Source organism: Brevibacterium sediminis (assembly GCF_013623905.1).
Classification (GTDB): Bacteria; Actinomycetota; Actinomycetes; order Actinomycetales; family Brevibacteriaceae; genus Brevibacterium; species Brevibacterium sediminis.
Genome location: NZ_JABKDD010000009.1, coordinates 23,515 through 41,783, shown reverse-complemented (window position 1 = coordinate 41,783; position 18,269 = coordinate 23,515). Strand labels below are relative to the sequence as shown.

Sequence of the window (18,269 nt, the reverse complement as noted above, 5' to 3'; positions counted from 1 at the left end):
GGATAATCGAGCTATGAACCCGACAGCGAATCCGCCGGCGCGCATCCTCATCGTCGACGACGAGGCGAACCTCTCCGAGCTCCTCGTCATGGCCTGCCACGTCAGAGGTTGGGAAGCCGAGGGAGTCGGCACCGGCCGCGAGGCCGTGGCGCTGGCCAGGAGCGAACGCTTCGACGCGATCGTCCTCGACGTCATGCTGCCCGACCTCGACGGGTTCGCCGTGATCGAGAAGATCCGAGCCGAGGGCATCGACACTCCGGTGGTCTTCCTCTCTGCCAGAGACGAGGTCGATGACCGGCTGACGGGTCTGCGGCTGGGCGGGGACGACTACGTGACGAAGCCGTTCAACCTCGATGAGGTCATCGCCCGGATCGAGGTGCGTCTGCGCCGGGGGGCCTCGAACGGTCCGGTCGATGAGGATGATGTGCTGCGCGTGGGTGACCTCGAACTCGACGAACGCTCCCACGAGGTCACCCGCGCCGGCCATCCGATCGAGCTGACGGCTCGCGAATACGAGGTGCTGCTGCTGTTCATGCGCAACCCGCGGGTGGTGCTGTCGAAGGCCCAGATCCTCGACCGCGTGTGGGACTACGACTTCGGCGGCAACGGCAACATCGTCGAACTCTACGTCTCCTATCTGCGGAAGAAGATCGACGCGCCGTTCCCGGACCTGCCGAACCTGTTCCACACGAAGCGCGGGGCCGGCTACATCATGCGGGCGGAACAGTGACTCTGCGTCGCTGGCGGCTGCAGACGAGGCTCATCGTCCTCGCCGGTCTCGTCCTCCTCCTCGTCGGCGCCGGAATCGGCACCGCCTCCTGGCTGAGCGTGCGCGGATCTCTGATGACCGACCTCGACGCCCAGCTGACGTCGATGACCTCGCATGCACGCTCGGGTGACGGCCCCGGTGCGGGCCCCGGGACGAGCGGCAATCCGGGCGCCTCCGGTGGGGGCGACGACTCGGTGGCGGCGGTCGATTCGGCTCTGCGCTATCTCTTCCAGCCGGGGGTCGGCGACGGAGCTCTCGTCGTCGTCGATTCCGGCGACGGGGGAGAGGGGCTCATCGCCGAGGCGGGGCTGACCCGTCCGCGCTCTTTGTCCGCCGAAGCGATCGATGCCCTGCTCGACGTCGATGCTCACGGCGGCGAATCCGCCCATGAGTCCGTGCGGGTGCCCGGGTTCGGCGCCTACCGGGTCGTGGCCTTCGATGACGGCGCAACCACCACCGTCTACGGTGTCCCGCAGGGCAGCGTGGACTCCGCGCTCGAACGCACCGCCTGGACGACCGCGTTCGTCGTCCTCATCGGCGTCATCGCCACGGCTGCGCTCATGGCGGTGATCATCCACCGCCAGCTGCGGGACCTGCGCGACGTCGCCCGCACTGCCAGGGAGGTCGCCGACCTGGAGCTGAGCGCCGGCAAACCCGAGCTCGCGCTGCGGGTTCCCGCCGAGCTGGCGGTGCCGGGCACGGAGGTCGGCGATGTGGGAGCCTCGGTCAATCGGATGCTCGACCACGTCGGCTCCGCCCTCGAAGAGCGCTACCGCGGCACGGAGCAGATGCGCCGCTTCGTCGCCGACGCCTCCCATGAGCTGCGCACTCCGATCGCGACGATCCGCGGCTGGGCCGACCTCACCCGCCCGTACCGTGATGATCTGCCCGCCGAGGTGGCCACCTCCTTGGGCAAGATCGATTCAGGAGCGATGCGGATGTCCTCCCTCGTCGATGATCTCCTCCTCCTCGCCCGACTCGAAGCCGGCCGCCAGCCGACGAGGGAGGACACCGTCGACGTCTCCTCCCTGCTCGTCGAACTCGTCGAGGACGCCCATGTGGTCAATCCCGACCATTCGATCTCCCTCGATGTTCCCCCGGAGGCCCTCGAGGTGCGCGGAGCAGCCGATCAGGTCCGTCGGGTCGTGTCGATCGTGCTCACCAACGCCTGTGTGCACACGCCCCCGGGCACCAGCGTGCACGTCGAGGCACTGGCGGCCCGGAAGCCGGTCTCCGGGCAGCTGCCCAGCGATGTCGTGGCGATCCGCATCAGCGACGACGGTGGGGGCATTCCGCCCGAAATCCGGGACCGGGTCTTCGACCGCTTCGTGCGTGGAGACCCCTCGCGGGCACGGCAGGACGGAGCCAAGGGAGGTTCCTCGGGGCTGGGACTGTCGATCGCCGCCGGACTCGTCGAACTCATGCGCGGCGGCATCTCGATGTCGACCACGGACGCTGGTACGAGCTTCGAGCTGCGCCTGCCTGCCGCCTGAGGCGAGTCGCACAGGTTGGCCACAGGCACGACTGGGAGGGGCTACAGCGAGTCGGCGGAGAGTGGAATCACCGACAACCAGAGGAGATTCCATGACCGAGAACCAGAACCCCGACCAGAACCCCGGTCCGGACCGCAACCACGCGGAGAACACAGCGTCGGGCCCGAACGCCGCAGACAGCACCCGTAGGGTCGAAGCTCAGGAGGGCACGGCAGGACCTCATGCCGGACCCAACTGGGCGATGCAATCGGATCCGGGGGTCCAGGGCAGAGCGAACGAATGGGGCGAGCAGACGACCCGCTCGGCACCCGATCCGCGGGCCGGGAGCCCGGAGGGACAGCGGCCGTGGGTGAACCCCTATGACCGGTCCGCTCCGATCGCCCAGTCCGGCGGTTCCGAGGGACCACGTAAGCAGAAGCGACGCGTCCCGCTCATCCCCGCAGTGCTCGCCGGATCGGCTCTCTTCGTCGTCGGCGGTCTCGCCGGAGGAGCGATCGGTGCATCGGCGGTCATGGCGAAGAACGATTCGGGGACGAGTCAGGGCCCGGGAGGCCAGAACGGACCCGGTGGAATGGGCGGCCAACAGGGCGGTGCTCAGGATGGCGGCGGACAGTCGAATGGCGGCGGAATGCCCGGAGGACAATCGAACGGCGGAGGCATGCCCGGCGGACAGGCCAACGGAATGCAGGGTAATCAGAGCGGCAGCGCCGACTCCGGGAGCTCCTCTGACGGATCCAGCTCTGACGGATCCAGCTCGGACGGCAGCGCCTCTGACTCCGACGGATCGGACGCAGGCGCTGGCACCACGTCGGCGGACACCGACGAGACGACGATCGAGAACGCAGCCGTCACGCACTTCGACCGGATCTTCACCGGATTCGCCGTCCTCAACCGGGAGGAGTGAACGCTGTCTGATATCGGCGCAGCAAAGACGATGCCCCCACCGATCGGTGGGGGCATCGTCATGCTGACGCGTCGGTCACCTCGGTGACCGTCGCCGGATCAGCGCTTGAGGTCGAAGCGGTCGGCTTCGACGAGCTTCGTCCAGGCCTTGACGAAGTCGGCGACGAACTTCTCGTTCGCGTCATCCGAGCCGTAGACCTCGGCGATCGCACGCAGTTCGGAGTTCGCTCCGAACAGGAGGTCGATCCGGCTGCCGGTCCACAGCTTCTCGCCCTCGGGGGAGAAGCACTCGTAGACATTGGCCGTCTCTGACGGTCCGACGGGCTTCCAGACGTTACCGAGGTCGAGCAGATTGACGAAGAAGTCGTTCGTCAGCTCGCCGGGGCGATCGGTGAAGACACCGAGCTCGGAATCTTCGTAGTTCGCACCGAGGACGCGGAGCCCGCCGATGAGGACCGTGAGCTCCGGCGGGGTGAGACCCAGCAGGCTGGCCTTGTCGAGCAGGAGGTACTCGGCCTTGAGCGGAAGTCCCTCGGTGAGGTAGTTGCGGAAACCGTCGTGGGTCGGCTCGAGGTAGCCGAACGAGTCGACATCGGTCTGTTCCTGGGTGGCGTCGCCGCGTCCGGTGGAGACCGGAACCGTGATCGAGTGACCGGCCGCCGCGGCAGCGGTCTCGACGCCGACAGCACCGGCGATCGCCAGCACATCGGCAAACGATGCGCCGGTGGACTCGGCGATGCCCTCGAGCACGGGAAGCACCTCGGCGAGCTTGGCAGGCTCATTGGCCTCCCAGCTGCGCTGCGGTTCGAGACGGAGACGACCTCCGTTGACGCCGCCGCGCATGTCCGAGACGCGGTGCGACGAGGCCGCGGCCCATGTCGTCGACACGAGCTGCGAGACGGTCAACCCGGACTCGCGGACGGCGGACTTGACGGCTTCGAGGCCGGCGTCATCGAGCGGGGTGCCGGCCGGAACCGGGTCCTGCCAGATGAGCTCTTCGCTCGGAGCTTCGGGGCCGAGGTAACGGGTCGCCGGGCCCATATCGCGGTGGGTGAGCTTGAACCAGGCGCGAGCGAAAGCATCTTCGAACGCTTTCTGGTCGTCCTTGAAGCGGCGCGAGATCTTCTCGTACGCCGGGTCGAAGCGCAGCGACAGGTCGGTCGTGAGCATACGGGGCTCGCGACGTCCGTCGCCCTGGGCCATGGGGACCATATCGTCCCCGCCGCCGTCTTTGGGACGCCACTGCAGGTGTCCGCCTTCGTTCTCGAAGACCTCCCACTCGTAGGCGAAGAGAATGTGGAAGAACTCGTTGTCCCAGCGGGTCGGGTGGTAGGTCCACGTGACCTCGATGCCCGAGCCGATGGAGTCGTTGCCCTGCCCCGTGCCGAAATCGGACTTCCAGCCCAGGCCCTGCTCTTCGAGCGGAGCGGCTTCCGGGTCGGCTCCCTTGTGCGATTCGGGACCGGCGCCGTGCGTCTTGCCGAAGGTGTGTCCGCCGGCGATGAGGGCGACGGTCTCCTCGTCGTTCATGGCCATGCGTCCGAAGGTCTCGCGGATGTCGATCGCGGCCTTGACCGGATCGGGTTCGCCCTCCGGGCCCTCGGGGTTGACGTAGATGAGGCCCATGGTCGTCGCCGCCAGGGGCTTCTGCAGCTCACGGTTGCCCACGTAGCGTTTGTCGGTGCCCAGCCATTCGGTCTCGGAGCCCCAGTACACATCATTGTCGGGTTCCCAGACGTCCTTGCGTCCGCCGGCGAAGCCGAAGGTCTTGAAGCCCATCGACTCGAGCGCGACGTTGCCGGCGAGGATGAAGAGGTCGGCCCAGGAGATCTTCTTTCCGTACTTCTTCTTCACCGGCCACAGCAGACGGCGAGCCTTGTCGAGCGAGACATTGTCGGGCCAGGAGTTCAGAGGTGCGAAGCGCTGCTGACCCTCGCCGCCGCCTCCGCGGCCGTCCTGCACGCGGTAGGTGCCGGCCGAGTGCCAGGCCATGCGGATCATGAACGGACCGTAGTGTCCGAAATCAGCGGACCACCAGTCCTGGTTGTCCTTCTGCAGGGCTTCGATGTCGGCCTTGAGCTGGAAGTAGTCGAGGCTGTTGAACTCCGCGTCGTAGTCGAAGTCAGGGTCCATGGGGTCGCGTGCCGGCTGACCCTTGGCGAGGATCTTGAGGTTGAGGCGGTTCGGCCACCACTGAGCGTTGGCATCACCCTGGACGGGGTTGACCAGCTGGTCGGAATCCGGCGCCGCGGCCGGCTCCGTGGAAGTGTGGGCGACCGGGCAGCCGCCGGTGGTCGTCTGGGTCATCGTGTTCCTTTCACAGTCGAGTCGCGTTCGACGACTCGGATGACGGGATGGGCAACCCTCGCAGAAAGGGCATAGTCGTGTCCTCGAAAGAGGACGGGTGGTGGTGAACGGAAGCCGGGGTCACACGGCCGAGAACTGATCGTCGCCGGTCAGCTGAGCACCGGCGGCCGTGCAGTCGGGGCACATGCCCCAGAATGTCACTTCGGCCTGATCGATGACGAAGCCGGCATCGTGGGACGGCGTCAGGCACGGAGCCTGACCGATCGTGCAGTCGACATCGACGATGAGACTGCATGACCGGCACACCAGATGATGGTGATTGTCCCCGATCCGGCGCTCGTACCGAGCCACCGAGCCCGAAGGCTTGATGCAGCGCAGCAGCCCTACCTCGGTGAGAGTGTGGAGCGAGTCATAGACAGCCTGGTGGGAGACCGCCGGCAGCGATTCCCGCACCGAGCGGATCACGGTCTCGGTATCCGCATGCGGGTGATCCCGCACGGCATCGAGGACTGCGACCCGCTGTTTCGTCACACGCAGCGACGTCTGCCGCAGAGCTGCGGCGGCGTCTTCGTCGTGTTCATGCTTCGTCCCGTTCACAGCACCAGAATGCCTGCTTCTCTTGAACGAGTCAAGGAAAGTGATGACAGGTTCTCGCCGAGGCGGCCGTCGGGACGCGCTGCGGGTGCCGGTGTCCGGGTGGTGCGGTTCGACGGCAGTCGAGGAACATGACGTGGTTCTGAGTCGTCCGAGGTGAGAGGCGTGATCCTCGGGGTGAACCATCTGGAGCGTGATTTCCGCGGCAGGGCGGGGTAGGATGCATGATCGCCATTTTGACCAGACGTGCTCGAGAGAGATATTCTGGTAGGCGACTGATTGTGTTATCTGCGTCGTCGATCGATCCTGCCGGGTGTTCTGTGAGGCCCGGAATCCTTGAGAGAAGTCGTCGCTGCAGGCCGCCGAGAAGTCGTCGCTGCGCTTCCGTGTCCTTGCGACACACCCGGGCGCAGGGGTCGATGACTCGCGTGGTTACTGGCATCGGGAGCCAAGCTTCACCCGGTGTCCGGTCGGATATGTCCCACGGTTCACAGAGACGACTGCGGTCGTGGCCGGAATTGGGAATTAGGTCTATCGAGAAGCAAATGGAGAACGCTTAGTGCCGACTATCCAACAGCTCGTCCGCAAGGGACGGCATGTCAATACAGCAGGATCGGACGCTCCTGCCCTCAAGGGCAGCCCGCAGCGTCGTGGAGTGTGCACCCGTGTGTACACCACTACCCCCAAGAAGCCGAACTCGGCTCTTCGCAAGGTCGCTCGTGTCAAGCTTTCGAGCCAGATCGAAGTGACCGCATACATCCCGGGCGAGGGACACAACCTGCAGGAGCACTCGATCGTGCTCGTGCGCGGTGGCCGCGTCAAGGATCTGCCCGGTGTTCGCTACCGGATCGTCCGCGGTTCGCTCGACACCCAGGGTGTCAAGGGTCGCCAGCAGGCCCGCAGCAAGTACGGTGCGAAGAGGGAGAAGAAGTAATGCCACGTAAAGGTCCTGCACCCAAGCGACCGATCGTCGTTGACCCGGTCTTCAGCTCACCGCTCGTCACGCAGCTGATCAACAAGATCCTGCTCGACGGCAAGCGCTCGACCGCAGAGCGGATCGTCTACGGTGCCCTCGAAGGCACCCGCGAGAAGAACGGCAACGACCCCGTTGTCAACCTGAAGAAGGCTCTCGACAACATCCGTCCGTCCCTCGAGGTCCGCTCCCGCCGTGTCGGCGGCGCGACCTACCAGGTGCCGATTGATGTTCGTCCGGCTCGTTCGACCACCCTGGCTCTGCGGTGGCTCGTGGGATACTCCCGCCAGCGCCGTGAGAAGACCATGACCGAACGACTCATGAATGAGATCCTGGACGCCGGCAACGGCCTCGGCGCAGCAGTCAAGCGCCGCGAGGACACTCACAAGATGGCCGAGTCCAACAAGGCCTTCGCCCACTACCGCTGGTAGTCGCCTGCCCTGTGCGCCGGTCGGCGGACCTCGTCCGTGAGTTCTGTCGGCCGGCAGCGCAGGGGAGTCGAGCAAATCATCGATTGAGAGAGAGACACCGTGGCACTTGACGTGCTCAGCGACCTGAACAAGGTCCGTAATATCGGCATCATGGCCCATATCGATGCCGGTAAGACAACTACGACCGAACGCATCCTCTTCTACACCGGCGTGAACTACAAGATGGGCGAGACCCACGACGGCGCCGGCACCATGGACTGGATGGACCAGGAGAAGGAACGCGGCATCACGATCACGTCGGCCGCGACGACCTGCTACTGGCACGATAATCAGATCAACATCATCGACACCCCCGGTCACGTTGACTTCACGGTCGAGGTCGAGCGTTCGCTGCGCGTCCTCGACGGCGCTGTCGCTGTGTTCGACGGCAAGGAGGGCGTTGAGCCCCAGTCCGAGACCGTGTGGCGTCAGGCCGACAAGTACGACGTTCCGCGCGTCTGCTTCGTCAACAAGATGGACAAGCTCGGTGCTGACTTCTACTTCACCGTCGACACCATCAAGGAACGTCTCGGCGCGAAGCCGCTGGTCATTCAGCTTCCGATCGGTGCCGAAAGCGACTTCGCCGGTATCGTCGATCTGCTTGAGATGAAGGCCTATGTCTGGCCCGATGAGACCAAGATGGGTCAGGACATCACCGAGATCGAGATCCCCGAGGATCTCAAGGACAAGGCTGTTCAGTACCGTGCGCAGCTCGTCGAGGACGTCGCCGAGAGCTCGGAGGAGCTCATGGAGAAGTACCTCGAGGGCGAAGAGCTCACGACGGCTGACGTCAAGGCCGGTATCCGCGAACTCGTCATCAAGTCCGAGGCCTTCCCGGTCATGTGCGGTTCCGCGTACAAGAACAAGGGCGTGCAGCCCATGCTCGACGCGGTCATCGACTACCTCCCGTCGCCGCTCGACGTGCCTCCGATGATCGGACACAACCCGAACAACGACGAAGAGGAACTGACCCGCAAGCCTTCGACGGACGAGCCGTTCTCGGCTCTGGCCTTCAAGGTCGCCTCGCACCCGTTCTTCGGATCGCTGACCTACGTGCGCGTGTACTCCGGTCACGTCAAGTCCGGTGATCAGGTGCTCAACACCTCGTCGGGCAAGAAGGAGCGCATCGGGAAGCTCTTCCAGATGCACTCCAACAAGGAGAACCCTGTCGAAGAGGCATTCGCAGGTCACATCTACGCCTTTATCGGTCTCAAGGAGACCACGACGGGCGACACCCTGAGCGACCCGGCGAACCCGATCGCTCTCGAATCGATGACCTTCCCGGAGCCTGTGATCTCCGTGGCCATCGAGCCGAAGACCAAGGGCGACCAGGAGAAGCTGTCCTCGGCCATCCAGAAGTTCGTCAAGGAAGACCCGACATACCAGGTCGAGCTTGACGACGAGACCGGCCAGACCGTCATCCGCGGAATGGGCGAGCTGCACCTCGACATCCTCGTCGACCGCATGCGTCGCGAGTTCAAGGTCGAGGCGAACGTCGGCAAGCCGCAGGTCGCCTACCGCGAGACCATCCGTCGCACTGTCGAGAAGTACGATTACACCCACAAGAAGCAGACGGGTGGATCGGGACAGTTCGCGAAGGTCCAGGTCACCTTCGAGCCCCTCGAGGTCGAAGGCGATACGATTTACGAGTTCGAGAATGCCATCACGGGCGGACGCGTTCCGCGCGAGTACATTCCGAGCGTCGACGCCGGCATCCAGGACGCCATGCAGTTCGGTGCCCTCGCCGGTTACCCCATGGTGGGAGTCAAGGCCACTCTGGTCGACGGCGCCTACCACGATGTCGACTCTTCGGAGATGGCATTCAAGATCGCCGGCTCGATGGTCTTCAAGGAGGCTGTCCAGCGGGCGAACCCGGTTCTTCTCGAACCGGTCATGGACGTCGAGGTGCGTACCCCTGAGGAATACATGGGTGACGTCATCGGCGACCTGAATTCCCGGCGTGGACAGATTCAGTCGATGGACGATGCTTCCGGTGTGAAGGTCGTCAAGGCTGTGGTCCCGCTCTCGGAGATGTTCGGTTACATCGGTGATCTGCGGTCGAAGACCCAGGGCCGTGCGGTGTACTCGATGACGTTCTCCAGCTATGCGGAGGTCCCGAAGGCTGTTGCCGAGGAGATCATCCAGAAGGTGCGCGGCGGAGAGTAATCTCCGAATTCCGGTCGCCCCGGTGATCAAGAACATGGTCGCCGGAATGAAAGATAACCAACAAAAGGTCTAAGATATGAACCGCATATCTTTTGACAACCACGAGGAGGAACCCAGTGGCAAAGGCTAGTTTCGAACGGACTAAGCCGCACGTCAACATCGGCACCATCGGCCACGTTGACCACGGAAAGACCACCCTGACCGCTGCGATCACCAAGGTCCTGGCGGATCAGTACCCGGATCTCAACGAGGCTCGCGCCTTCGACCAGGTCGACAACGCACCTGAGGAGAAGGAGCGCGGCATCACCATCAACGTCTCGCACGTTGAGTACCAGACGGAGAAGCGTCACTACGCTCACGTCGATGCCCCGGGTCACGCCGACTACGTGAAGAACATGATCACCGGTGCCGCTCAGATGGACGGTGCGATCCTCGTCGTTGCCGCCACCGACGGCCCGATGCCCCAGACCCGTGAGCACGTGCTGCTCGCTCGTCAGGTCGGCGTTCCCTACATCGTCGTGGCTCTGAACAAGTCCGACATGGTCGATGACGAAGAGCTCCTCGAGCTCGTCGAATTCGAGGTTCGCGATCTGCTCTCCAGCCAGGAATTCGACGGAGACAACGCTCCTGTCGTCCCGGTGTCCGCTCTCAAGGCGCTGGAAGGCGACGAGAAGTGGGTCAAGAGCGTTCAGGAACTCATGGAAGCCGTCGACGAGAACGTTCCCGAGCCGGAGCGCGATGTCGACAAGCCGTTCCTCATGCCTGTTGAGGACGTCTTCACGATCACCGGTCGTGGAACCGTCGTCACCGGTCGTGTCGAGCGCGGCGTCCTCCTGCCGAACGACGAAATCGAAATCGTCGGCATCAAGGAGAAGTCGTCCAAGACGACCGTCACCGCCATCGAGATGTTCCGCAAGACCCTGCCGGATGCCCGTGCAGGTGAGAACGTCGGTCTGCTTCTGCGCGGCACCAAGCGCGAAGACGTGGAGCGCGGTCAGGTCATCGTGAAGCCGGGTTCGATCACCCCGCACACCAAGTTCGAAGCTCAGGTCTACATCCTGAGCAAGGACGAGGGCGGACGTCACAACCCGTTCTACTCGAACTACCGTCCGCAGTTCTACTTCCGGACCACGGACGTCACCGGCGTCATCACGCTGCCTGAGGGCACCGAGATGGTCATGCCCGGCGACAACACCGACATGTCGGTCGAGCTCATCCAGCCGATCGCTATGGAGGACGGCCTCCGCTTCGCTATCCGCGAGGGTGGACGCACCGTCGGCGCCGGTCGAGTCACCAAGATCAACGCCTGATCTGACTCACTGAGTACCACCGGCTAGGGCCGCAGTTCTTCGGAACTGCGGCCCTTCCGCATGTTCGGACCGTAACAGCCGAGCACCGGTAGGATGATGCAGTTTGGGGAAGTTCCGCAGCGCCGTCAGAATGGGGACCGGCATGATTCGGGTTCGCGCCGTCCTTGAGAGTTCCCTCACAGCCGCCGTCCCCGGAATTGCGCGGGTGAAGTGCTCTATGACAAGATAGTGAAGTTGCGTTTTGGGCGTTGACCCCTGCACTGCGGTAGTGATACCGCGAACAGCCTGAAACACTATCGGATCGATGAATCTGCATGATGCGGGTTCGGACCGAGCAGCCAATGAGTAGAAGCGCCGTCGGCGCTTGGGGGAGAAGTGAGAATTTCTCCGCCAGGACCAGCCGACACGCCCGACCTCGGGGGTCGGTCATGGTCAGCCGGCACAGACGGCAGAGAGTCTCCGACACTCTGCGAGTTGATGGCCGGAAGCAACTAAAGAAAGAGACGACGCCATGGCGGGACAGAAGATCCGCATTCGGCTCAAGTCGTACGATCACGCTGTGATTGACAGTGCTGCACGCAAGATCGTGGACACCGTCACTCGCGCAGGTGCGACTGTTGTGGGCCCCGTGCCGTTGCCAACGGAGAAGAACGTTTACTGCGTCATCCGTTCGCCGCACAAATACAAGGACAGCCGTGAGCATTTCGAGATGCGCACGCACAAGCGTCTGATCGACATCGTCGACCCGACGCCGAAGGCAGTCGATTCGCTGATGCGTCTCGACCTCGCTGACGACGTCAACATCGAGATCAAGCTCTAAGGGAGGCAGCAATGGCGAACACTCGTTCATCCGCTCTCCCGACCACCCGCAAGGTCAAGGGCCTTCTGGGAACCAAGCTGGGCATGACCCAGGTCTGGGATGAGCAGAACAACCTCGTGCCGGTGACCGTGGTGGCCACCGGTAACAACGTCGTAACCCAGGTCCGCAACGAGGAAACCGATGGTTACCCCGCTGTGCAGATCGCGTTCGGCGAGATCGATCCTCGCAAGGTCAACAAGCCGACTGCAGGCCACTTCGAGAAGGCCGGTGTGACCCCACGCCGTCACCTCGTCGAGCTGCGCACTGCAGATGCTGCTGACTACGCGCTCGGCCAGGAACTCGGCGTCGACACGTTCGAAGCCGGACTCAAGGTTGATGTGACCGCGAAGACCAAGGGCAAGGGAACCGCCGGTGTCATGAAGCGTCACGGCTTCTCCGGTGTCGGTGCCTCCCACGGTCAGCACCGCAACCACCGCAAGCCAGGTTCGATCGGCGGAGCCGCGACACCTGGTCGCGTGTTCAAGGGTATGCGCATGGCCGGCCGTATGGGCGCTGTCAAGCACACCACCCAGAACCTCACGATCCACGCCGTGGACAACGAGAACAACTTCCTGCTCATCAAGGGCGCCGTTCCCGGCCCCAAGGGTGGAGTCGTCCTCGTTCGCTCGGCCGCGAAGGAGGCCTGAACGTCATGACTGATGTCAAGACAGTCGACGTCATCGATGCCGCTGGTGCCAAGGCCGGCTCCGTTGATCTGCCCGCCGAGGTCTTCGGTGTGCCGACCAATGTGCCCCTGATCCACCAGGTCGTCGTTGCACAGCTGGCTGCGGCCCGTCAGGGTACGCACAAGACGAAGACCCGCTCCGAAGTTCGCGGTGGCGGTCGCAAGCCCTACCGTCAGAAGGGAACCGGCAACGCCCGTCAGGGTTCGATCCGCGCTCCCCAGTACAACGGCGGTGGAATCGTGCACGGACCGGTCCCGCGCGACTACTCGCAGCGGACCCCCAAGAAGATGAAGGCCGCCGCTCTGCGCGGAGCCCTGTCGGATCGTGCACGCCTCGATCAGGTCTTCGTGATGAAGAACCTGGTCACCGGCGACGCCCCGTCGACCAAGCAGGCGAAGGCCGCACTGGCCGGTCTGTCCGAACGCAAGAACACCCTCGTGGTGCTCGATCGTGACGACGAGCTCACATACCTGAGCGTGCGCAATCTGCCCCACGTCCACGTGCTCACCGCCGATCAGCTCAACACCTATGATGTGCTGCTCGCCGACGACATCGTGTTCACCGAGGCAGCTCTTGCCGCGTTCCTGAGCGGAAACCGCAAATCGGAGGACGCATCATGAGTCTGAACTTCAAGGACCCGCGCGACATCATCGTCGCACCGGTCGTCTCGGAGAAGACCTACAGCCTGATGGACGAAGGCAAGTACACCTTCCTCGTCGACCAGGACTCGAACAAAACCGAGATCAAGCAAGCCATTGAAACGATCTTCGATGTGCAGGTCGCCAAGGTCAACACCCTGAACCGTCAGGGCAAGCGCCGCCGCACCCGCACCGGTTGGGGAAAGCGCAAGGACACCAAGCGTGCCATTGTCGCCCTCAAGGACGGATCGATCGACATCTTCGGTGGATCGCTCTAAGCGATCCTTCGTCAAAGAAGGACAAGACTCATGGGAATCCGTAAGCACAAGCCGACGACCCCGGGCCGCCGTGGCTCGTCGGTCGCCGACTTCGTCGAAGTGACCCGGTCTACACCGGAGAAGTCGCTTCTGCGCCCGCTGCCCAAGCGCGGCGGCCGCAACAGCCAGGGACGCGTGACCACCCGCCATCAGGGCGGCGGTCACAAGCGTCAGTACCGTGTCATCGACTTCCGCCGCCATGACAAAGATGGCGTTCCGGCGAAGGTCGCACACATCGAATATGACCCGAACCGTACGGCTCGCATCGCTCTGCTGCACTATGCAGACGGAGAGAAGCGCTACATCATCGCCCCGCAGAACCTCAAGCAGGGCGCACAGGTGGAAGCCGGTCCGGGTGCAGACATCAAGCCGGGCAACAACCTTGCCCTGCGCAATATCCCAGTCGGCACCGTGGTGCACGCAGTTGAAATGCGTCCCGGTGGCGGTGCCAAGATCGCTCGCTCTGCCGGTTCGTCCGTGCAGCTCGTGGCTAAGTACGGCCGTTTCGCACAGCTGCGGATGCCTTCGGGCGAGATCCGCAACGTCGATGCGCGCTGCCGTGCGACGATCGGCGAGGTCGGCAATGCCGAGCAGTCGAACATCAGCTGGGGCAAAGCAGGCCGCATGCGTTGGAAGGGCAAGCGCCCGACCGTCCGCGGTGTCGTGATGAACCCGATCGACCACCCGCATGGTGGTGGCGAGGGCCGTACTTCGGGTGGTCGTCACCCAGTCAGCCCGTGGGGTCAGTTGGAGGGCCGCACACGCCGGCCGAACAAAGAGAGCGACAAGTACATCGTGCGCCGTCGCCGGACCGGCAAGAAGCGCTGATTGGAGTACTGACTTATGCCTCGTAGCCTCAAAAAGGGTCCTTTCGTCGACGAACACCTCTTCCAGAAGGTGGCTCGTCAGAACGAGAAGAACACCAAAAATGTCATCAAAACATGGTCTCGTCGCTCGATGATCATCCCGGACTTCCTGGGACACACCATCGCAGTACATGACGGACGCAAGCATGTCCCCGTCTTCATCACTGAGTCGATGGTCGGACACAAGCTCGGCGAGTTCGCACCGACACGGACGTTCCGTGGCCACGAAAAGGACGATCGCAAGGGTCGCCGCCGCTGAGGCGGGGCACTCTTTCGATCCTAGAGAAGAGAGAAGGAAGCGATGGAAGCCAAGGCTAAGGCGCGGTACCTGCGCGTTACGCCTCGCAAGGCTCGGCGCGTCATCGACCTCATTCGTGGTCAGCAGGCGACCGAAGCACTTGCAGTGTTGAAGTTTGCAGAACAGTCGGCATCAGATCCGATTTACAAGCTCGTGGCCTCCGGCATCGCCAATGCGCGTGTCCGGGCCGACGAGGAAGGCGTTGCGTTCGACGAGAACGAACTGGTCATCTCCGAAGCCTTCGTGGACGAGGGGCCGACCATGAAGCGGTTCCGTCCGCGTGCCCAGGGTCGCGCTTTTCGCATCGAGAAGCGCACCAGCCACGTGACAGTGGTCCTGGCCAGCGGTGACGACCTGCCTCAGCGCAAGAGCCGGAAGGGGAACCGTTAATGGGCCAGAAGATCAATCCGAATGGATTCCGACTCGGAATCACCACGGATCACAAGTCGAAGTGGTTCGCTGACTCGACCAAGCCGGGGCAGCGCTACCGCGACTACGTGCTCGAAGATGTCAAGATCCGCCAGATGATGAACACCGGCCTCGAACGGGCCGGCATCTCGAAGGTCAACATCGAGCGCACGCGTGACCGTGTCCGAGTCGACATCCACACCGCACGCCCGGGCATCGTCATCGGCCGTCGCGGAGCCGAAGCAGACCGCATCCGCGGTCAGCTCGAAAAGCTCACCGGCAAGCAGATTCAGCTCAACATCCTTGAGGTGAAGAACCCCGAGGTCGACGCTCAGCTCGTCGCCCAGGGTGTTGCCGAGCAGCTCGCCAGCCGCGTGGCCTTCCGCCGCGCGATGCGCAAGGCGATCCAGAGCGCCCAGCGCGCAGGTGCCAAGGGCATCCGCGTGCAGTGCTCGGGCCGCCTCGGCGGTGCTGAGATGAGCCGGTCCGAGTTCTACCGCGAAGGTCGTGTGCCGCTGCACACCCTGCGCGCGAACATCGACTTCGGCGTTCACGAAGCCCACACCACTTTCGGACGCATCGGCGTCAAGGTGTGGATCTACAAGGGCGACATGACCGACAAGGAGCTTGCCGCCGAGCAGGCCAAGGCTCCTGCTGCTCGTGGCCCGCGTGGCCGTGGGCGCGGTCGTGGAGGCCGCGGACGTGGTCAGGAAGGCGCACCGCGCCGTGGCGACCAGGCCCGTAATACTGAGAACAGCGCCGAAGCCCCCGCGGCTGAGGCCGGATCGGAGGGCTGAGAAATGCTGATCCCTCGTCGAGTGAAATTCCGCAAGCAGCACCACCCCAACCGGGGCGGTGCCGCCAAGGGAGGCACGACGGTGTCCTTCGGTGACTACGGCATCCAGGCTCTCGAGCCGGCTTACGTCACCAACCGTCAGATCGAGGCCGCACGTATTGCCATGACCCGCTACATCAAGCGCGGCGGCAAGGTGTGGATCAACATCTACCCTGATCACCCGCTGACGAAGAAGCCTGCCGAAACCCGCATGGGTTCCGGTAAGGGTTCGCCGGAGTGGTGGATCGCCAATGTCAAACCCGGTCGAGTCATGTTCGAACTCGGCGGTGTGTCCGAGGAAGTTGCTCGCGAGGCTCTGCGCCTGGCGATCCATAAGCTTCCGCTGAAGGCCCGTATCGTGGCCCGCGAAGGTGGTGAGTGAGAATGGCTATCGGTTCGAAGAACCTTTCCATCGACGCGCTTGACGGTTACGACAACGAGCGTCTGCAGGAAGAGCTCAAGAAGGCCAAGGCCGAGCTGTTCAACCTGCGTTTCCAGTCGGCCACCGGCCAGCTGGAGAGCCACGGTCGCCTCAAGGCCGTGCGTCGCGACATCGCTCGTATCTACACCGTGCTCAACGAACGGGAGCTGGACATCCGTCCGAACCCCGCTGATGCCAAGGAAGAGAGCAAGTGATGGCGGAGACCACGAACACCGAGTCCACTGCTGCGGAACGCAACTCCCGCAAGACCGCACGTGGCTACGTCGTATCCGACAAGATGGACAAGACCATCGTCGTCGAGGTTGAGGAGCGCATGAAGCACCGCCTCTACGGCAAGGTCATGCGCAAGTCGGTCAAGTACAAGGTTCACGACGAAGAGAACACCGCCGGCATCGGCGACCTCGTCCTCGTGGCCGAGACGCGGCCCCTTTCGGCCGCGAAGCGTTGGCGGCTCGTCGAAATCGTCGAACGCGCCAAGTAGTCAACGCCACCCCACCCACCCGGTCCCGCCCGCGGCCTCCTGCAGGCCGTGGGCGGCTACCGGGAACGGGGTGAAATGTCAATGAATCCGTTCCGCAAGGCTCGCGCTCAGGCGTGAGAACCAGCGCGACGACAGGAGAAAATAGTGATTCAGCAAGAGTCGCGACTCAAAGTCGCCGACAACACTGGCGCCAAGCAGATCCTGGCAATCAGGATCCTGGGTGGCTCCGGTCGGCGCTACGCCTCGATCGGTGACACCATCGTGGCAACCGTCAAGGATGCAATCCCTGGCGGCAATGTGAAGAAGGGTGACGTCGTCAAGGCCGTCATCGTTCGCACTGCCAAGGAACGTCGTCGTCCCGACGGCTCCTACATCAAGTTCGATGAGAATGCAGCTGTCATCCTCAAGAACGATGAGGAACCACGCGGAACCCGTATCTTCGGGCCCGTGGGACGCGAACTCCGCGACAAGAAGTTCATGAAGATCGTCTCCCTGGCACCGGAGGTGTTGTGAGCATGGCGAACAAGCTCAAGATCAAGAAGGGCGACCTCGTCCAGGTCATCGCCGGCGCTCGGCAGTCCCGTGGTGGCGATCGTGGCAAGCAGGGCAAGGTTCTTGCCGTCTACCCCGAACGCAACCGCGTCCTCGTTGAGGGCGTCAACCGCGTGATCAAGCACAAGAAGGCTACGCAGACTCAGGCCGGCGGCACCGCTGGTGGCCGTGAGACCCACGAAGCCCCCATCCACGTGTCCAACGTGGCGCTCGTTGATCCCAAGGACAACAAGCCCACCCGCGTCGGATACCGCGAAGAGAGCGTCGAGCGCGACGGTCGCACCAAGACCGTTCGAGTTCGCATCTCGCGTCGCACCGGGGAGGAGATCTGATGACGGAAACAACCACCAGCCGTCCCGCACCGCGTCTCAAGCAGATTTACCGCGAAGAGATCGTTGCGAAGCTGCAGGAAGAGTTCAACTACGCCAACCCCATGCAGGTTCCCGGACTGACCAAGGTCGTCGTGAACATGGGTGTGGGTGACGCAGCACGCGATTCCAAGATGATCGAAGGCGCGATCAACGACCTGACTCTGATCACCGGTCAGAAGCCTGTCGTGACACGTGCCCGCAAGTCCATCGCACAGTTCAAGCTGCGCGAAGGTCAGCCCATCGGCGCCCACGTCACCATGCGTGGAGCCCGGATGTGGGAGTTCATCGACCGCGTCATCACTCTGGCACTGCCGCGTATCCGCGACTTCCGCGGACTCTCGGATCGTCAGTTCGACGGAAACGGTAACTACACCTTCGGCCTCACCGAACAGTCCATGTTCCACGAGATCGATCAGGACCGGATCGACCGCGTCCGCGGTATGGATATCACCGTCGTCACCACCGCGGCAACCGACGACGAGGGACGTGCACTGCTGCGTCACCTCGGGTTCCCGTTCAAACAAAAATAAT

General features: G+C 63.5%; 23 protein-coding genes. 21 read left to right on the top strand and 2 right to left on the bottom strand.

Features of this window, described 5'->3' with window-relative positions; genetic code table 11:
- Positions 1-13 precede the first annotated feature (13 nt).
- From HK108_RS12735 to HK108_RS12725, 3 genes are all read left to right on the top strand, one after another.
- Positions 14-730 carry a response regulator transcription factor gene (locus tag HK108_RS12735; protein ID WP_139468560.1) on the top strand — a complete coding sequence of 239 codons (717 nt, stop codon included), beginning with the start codon at positions 14-16 and terminating at the stop codon, positions 728-730.
- Entirely contained in the window at positions 727-2,262 is a 1,536-nt protein-coding gene (locus HK108_RS12730; protein WP_181271779.1) for a sensor histidine kinase, read from the top strand. The genes HK108_RS12735 and HK108_RS12730 overlap by 4 nt, the downstream gene beginning before the upstream one ends.
- 91 nt (positions 2,263-2,353) lie before the next feature.
- On the top strand, positions 2,354-3,166 hold the full coding sequence (locus tag HK108_RS12725; RefSeq protein ID WP_181271778.1) for a hypothetical protein: 813 nt from the start codon (positions 2,354-2,356) through the stop codon (positions 3,164-3,166).
- A 98-nt stretch (positions 3,167-3,264) separates the two neighbouring features.
- On the opposite strand, the gene katG is transcribed toward HK108_RS12725, so the two are convergent.
- Together katG and HK108_RS12715 are read right to left on the bottom strand one after the other, a co-directional pair.
- Positions 3,265-5,472 (bottom strand): catalase/peroxidase HPI, encoded by a 2,208-nt coding sequence (gene katG / locus HK108_RS12720; protein WP_139468557.1) that lies wholly within the window; start codon positions 5,470-5,472, stop codon positions 3,265-3,267.
- A 120-nt stretch (positions 5,473-5,592) separates the two neighbouring features.
- On the bottom strand, positions 5,593-6,069 hold the full coding sequence (locus HK108_RS12715) for a Fur family transcriptional regulator (RefSeq protein ID WP_181271777.1): 477 nt from the start codon (positions 6,067-6,069) through the stop codon (positions 5,593-5,595).
- Between the two features lie 556 nt (positions 6,070-6,625).
- Between HK108_RS12715 and rpsL the strand changes: the two genes are divergently transcribed.
- From rpsL to rplE, 18 genes are all read left to right on the top strand, one after another.
- Positions 6,626-7,000: a 30S ribosomal protein S12 gene (gene rpsL, locus HK108_RS12710; RefSeq protein WP_025777935.1), complete on the top strand. Its 375-nt coding sequence runs from the start codon at positions 6,626-6,628 to the stop codon at positions 6,998-7,000.
- Entirely contained in the window at positions 7,000-7,470 is a 471-nt protein-coding gene (gene rpsG / locus HK108_RS12705) for a 30S ribosomal protein S7 (RefSeq protein ID WP_039206341.1), read from the top strand. Before rpsL ends, rpsG begins: the two co-directional genes overlap by 1 nt.
- A gap of 99 nt (positions 7,471-7,569) precedes the next feature.
- Positions 7,570-9,675, top strand: coding sequence for an elongation factor G (gene fusA / locus HK108_RS12700; protein ID WP_172173599.1), 2,106 nt, complete (start codon positions 7,570-7,572; stop codon positions 9,673-9,675).
- Positions 9,676-9,791: 116 nt separating this feature from the next.
- The gene (gene tuf, locus HK108_RS12695; protein ID WP_139468554.1) at positions 9,792-10,985 is read left to right on the top strand and encodes an elongation factor Tu; all 1,194 of its coding nucleotides are present in this window, start codon (positions 9,792-9,794) and stop codon (positions 10,983-10,985) included.
- Positions 10,986-11,496: 511 nt separating this feature from the next.
- On the top strand, positions 11,497-11,805 hold the full coding sequence (gene rpsJ, locus HK108_RS12690) for a 30S ribosomal protein S10 (protein ID WP_009379191.1): 309 nt from the start codon (positions 11,497-11,499) through the stop codon (positions 11,803-11,805).
- Between the two features lie 11 nt (positions 11,806-11,816).
- Complete coding sequence (gene rplC, locus HK108_RS12685) at positions 11,817-12,491, top strand: 50S ribosomal protein L3 (RefSeq protein WP_101546942.1); 675 nt, start codon at positions 11,817-11,819, stop codon at positions 12,489-12,491.
- Between the two features lie 5 nt (positions 12,492-12,496).
- Positions 12,497-13,150 (top strand): 50S ribosomal protein L4, encoded by a 654-nt coding sequence (gene rplD / locus HK108_RS12680; RefSeq protein ID WP_139468553.1) that lies wholly within the window; start codon positions 12,497-12,499, stop codon positions 13,148-13,150.
- The gene (gene rplW, locus HK108_RS12675; RefSeq protein ID WP_025777929.1) at positions 13,147-13,446 is read left to right on the top strand and encodes a 50S ribosomal protein L23; all 300 of its coding nucleotides are present in this window, start codon (positions 13,147-13,149) and stop codon (positions 13,444-13,446) included. The genes rplD and rplW overlap by 4 nt, the downstream gene beginning before the upstream one ends.
- A gap of 30 nt (positions 13,447-13,476) precedes the next feature.
- Entirely contained in the window at positions 13,477-14,313 is an 837-nt protein-coding gene (gene rplB / locus HK108_RS12670) for a 50S ribosomal protein L2 (protein ID WP_025777928.1), read from the top strand.
- A 15-nt stretch (positions 14,314-14,328) separates the two neighbouring features.
- Entirely contained in the window at positions 14,329-14,610 is a 282-nt protein-coding gene (rpsS, locus tag HK108_RS12665; RefSeq protein WP_025777927.1) for a 30S ribosomal protein S19, read from the top strand.
- Positions 14,611-14,652: 42 nt separating this feature from the next.
- The gene (rplV, locus tag HK108_RS12660) at positions 14,653-15,039 is read left to right on the top strand and encodes a 50S ribosomal protein L22 (protein WP_025777926.1); all 387 of its coding nucleotides are present in this window, start codon (positions 14,653-14,655) and stop codon (positions 15,037-15,039) included.
- Complete coding sequence (gene rpsC, locus HK108_RS12655) at positions 15,039-15,854, top strand: 30S ribosomal protein S3 (RefSeq protein WP_139468552.1); 816 nt, start codon at positions 15,039-15,041, stop codon at positions 15,852-15,854. The genes rplV and rpsC overlap by 1 nt, the downstream gene beginning before the upstream one ends.
- 3 nt (positions 15,855-15,857) lie before the next feature.
- The gene (rplP, locus tag HK108_RS12650) at positions 15,858-16,274 is read left to right on the top strand and encodes a 50S ribosomal protein L16 (RefSeq protein WP_025777924.1); all 417 of its coding nucleotides are present in this window, start codon (positions 15,858-15,860) and stop codon (positions 16,272-16,274) included.
- Between the two features lie 2 nt (positions 16,275-16,276).
- The gene (gene rpmC, locus HK108_RS12645) at positions 16,277-16,528 is read left to right on the top strand and encodes a 50S ribosomal protein L29 (RefSeq protein ID WP_025777923.1); all 252 of its coding nucleotides are present in this window, start codon (positions 16,277-16,279) and stop codon (positions 16,526-16,528) included.
- Positions 16,528-16,815, top strand: coding sequence for a 30S ribosomal protein S17 (rpsQ, locus tag HK108_RS12640; protein ID WP_139468551.1), 288 nt, complete (start codon positions 16,528-16,530; stop codon positions 16,813-16,815). The genes rpmC and rpsQ overlap by 1 nt, the downstream gene beginning before the upstream one ends.
- A gap of 144 nt (positions 16,816-16,959) precedes the next feature.
- Positions 16,960-17,328, top strand: a complete 369-nt coding sequence (gene rplN / locus HK108_RS12635; protein WP_025777921.1) for a 50S ribosomal protein L14 — start codon at positions 16,960-16,962, stop codon at positions 17,326-17,328.
- A 2-nt stretch (positions 17,329-17,330) separates the two neighbouring features.
- Positions 17,331-17,699, top strand: a complete 369-nt coding sequence (rplX, locus tag HK108_RS12630; protein WP_139468550.1) for a 50S ribosomal protein L24 — start codon at positions 17,331-17,333, stop codon at positions 17,697-17,699.
- The gene (rplE, locus tag HK108_RS12625; RefSeq protein ID WP_039206325.1) at positions 17,699-18,268 is read left to right on the top strand and encodes a 50S ribosomal protein L5; all 570 of its coding nucleotides are present in this window, start codon (positions 17,699-17,701) and stop codon (positions 18,266-18,268) included. The genes rplX and rplE overlap by 1 nt, the downstream gene beginning before the upstream one ends.
- The last annotated feature ends 1 nt before the right edge of the window (position 18,269 follow it).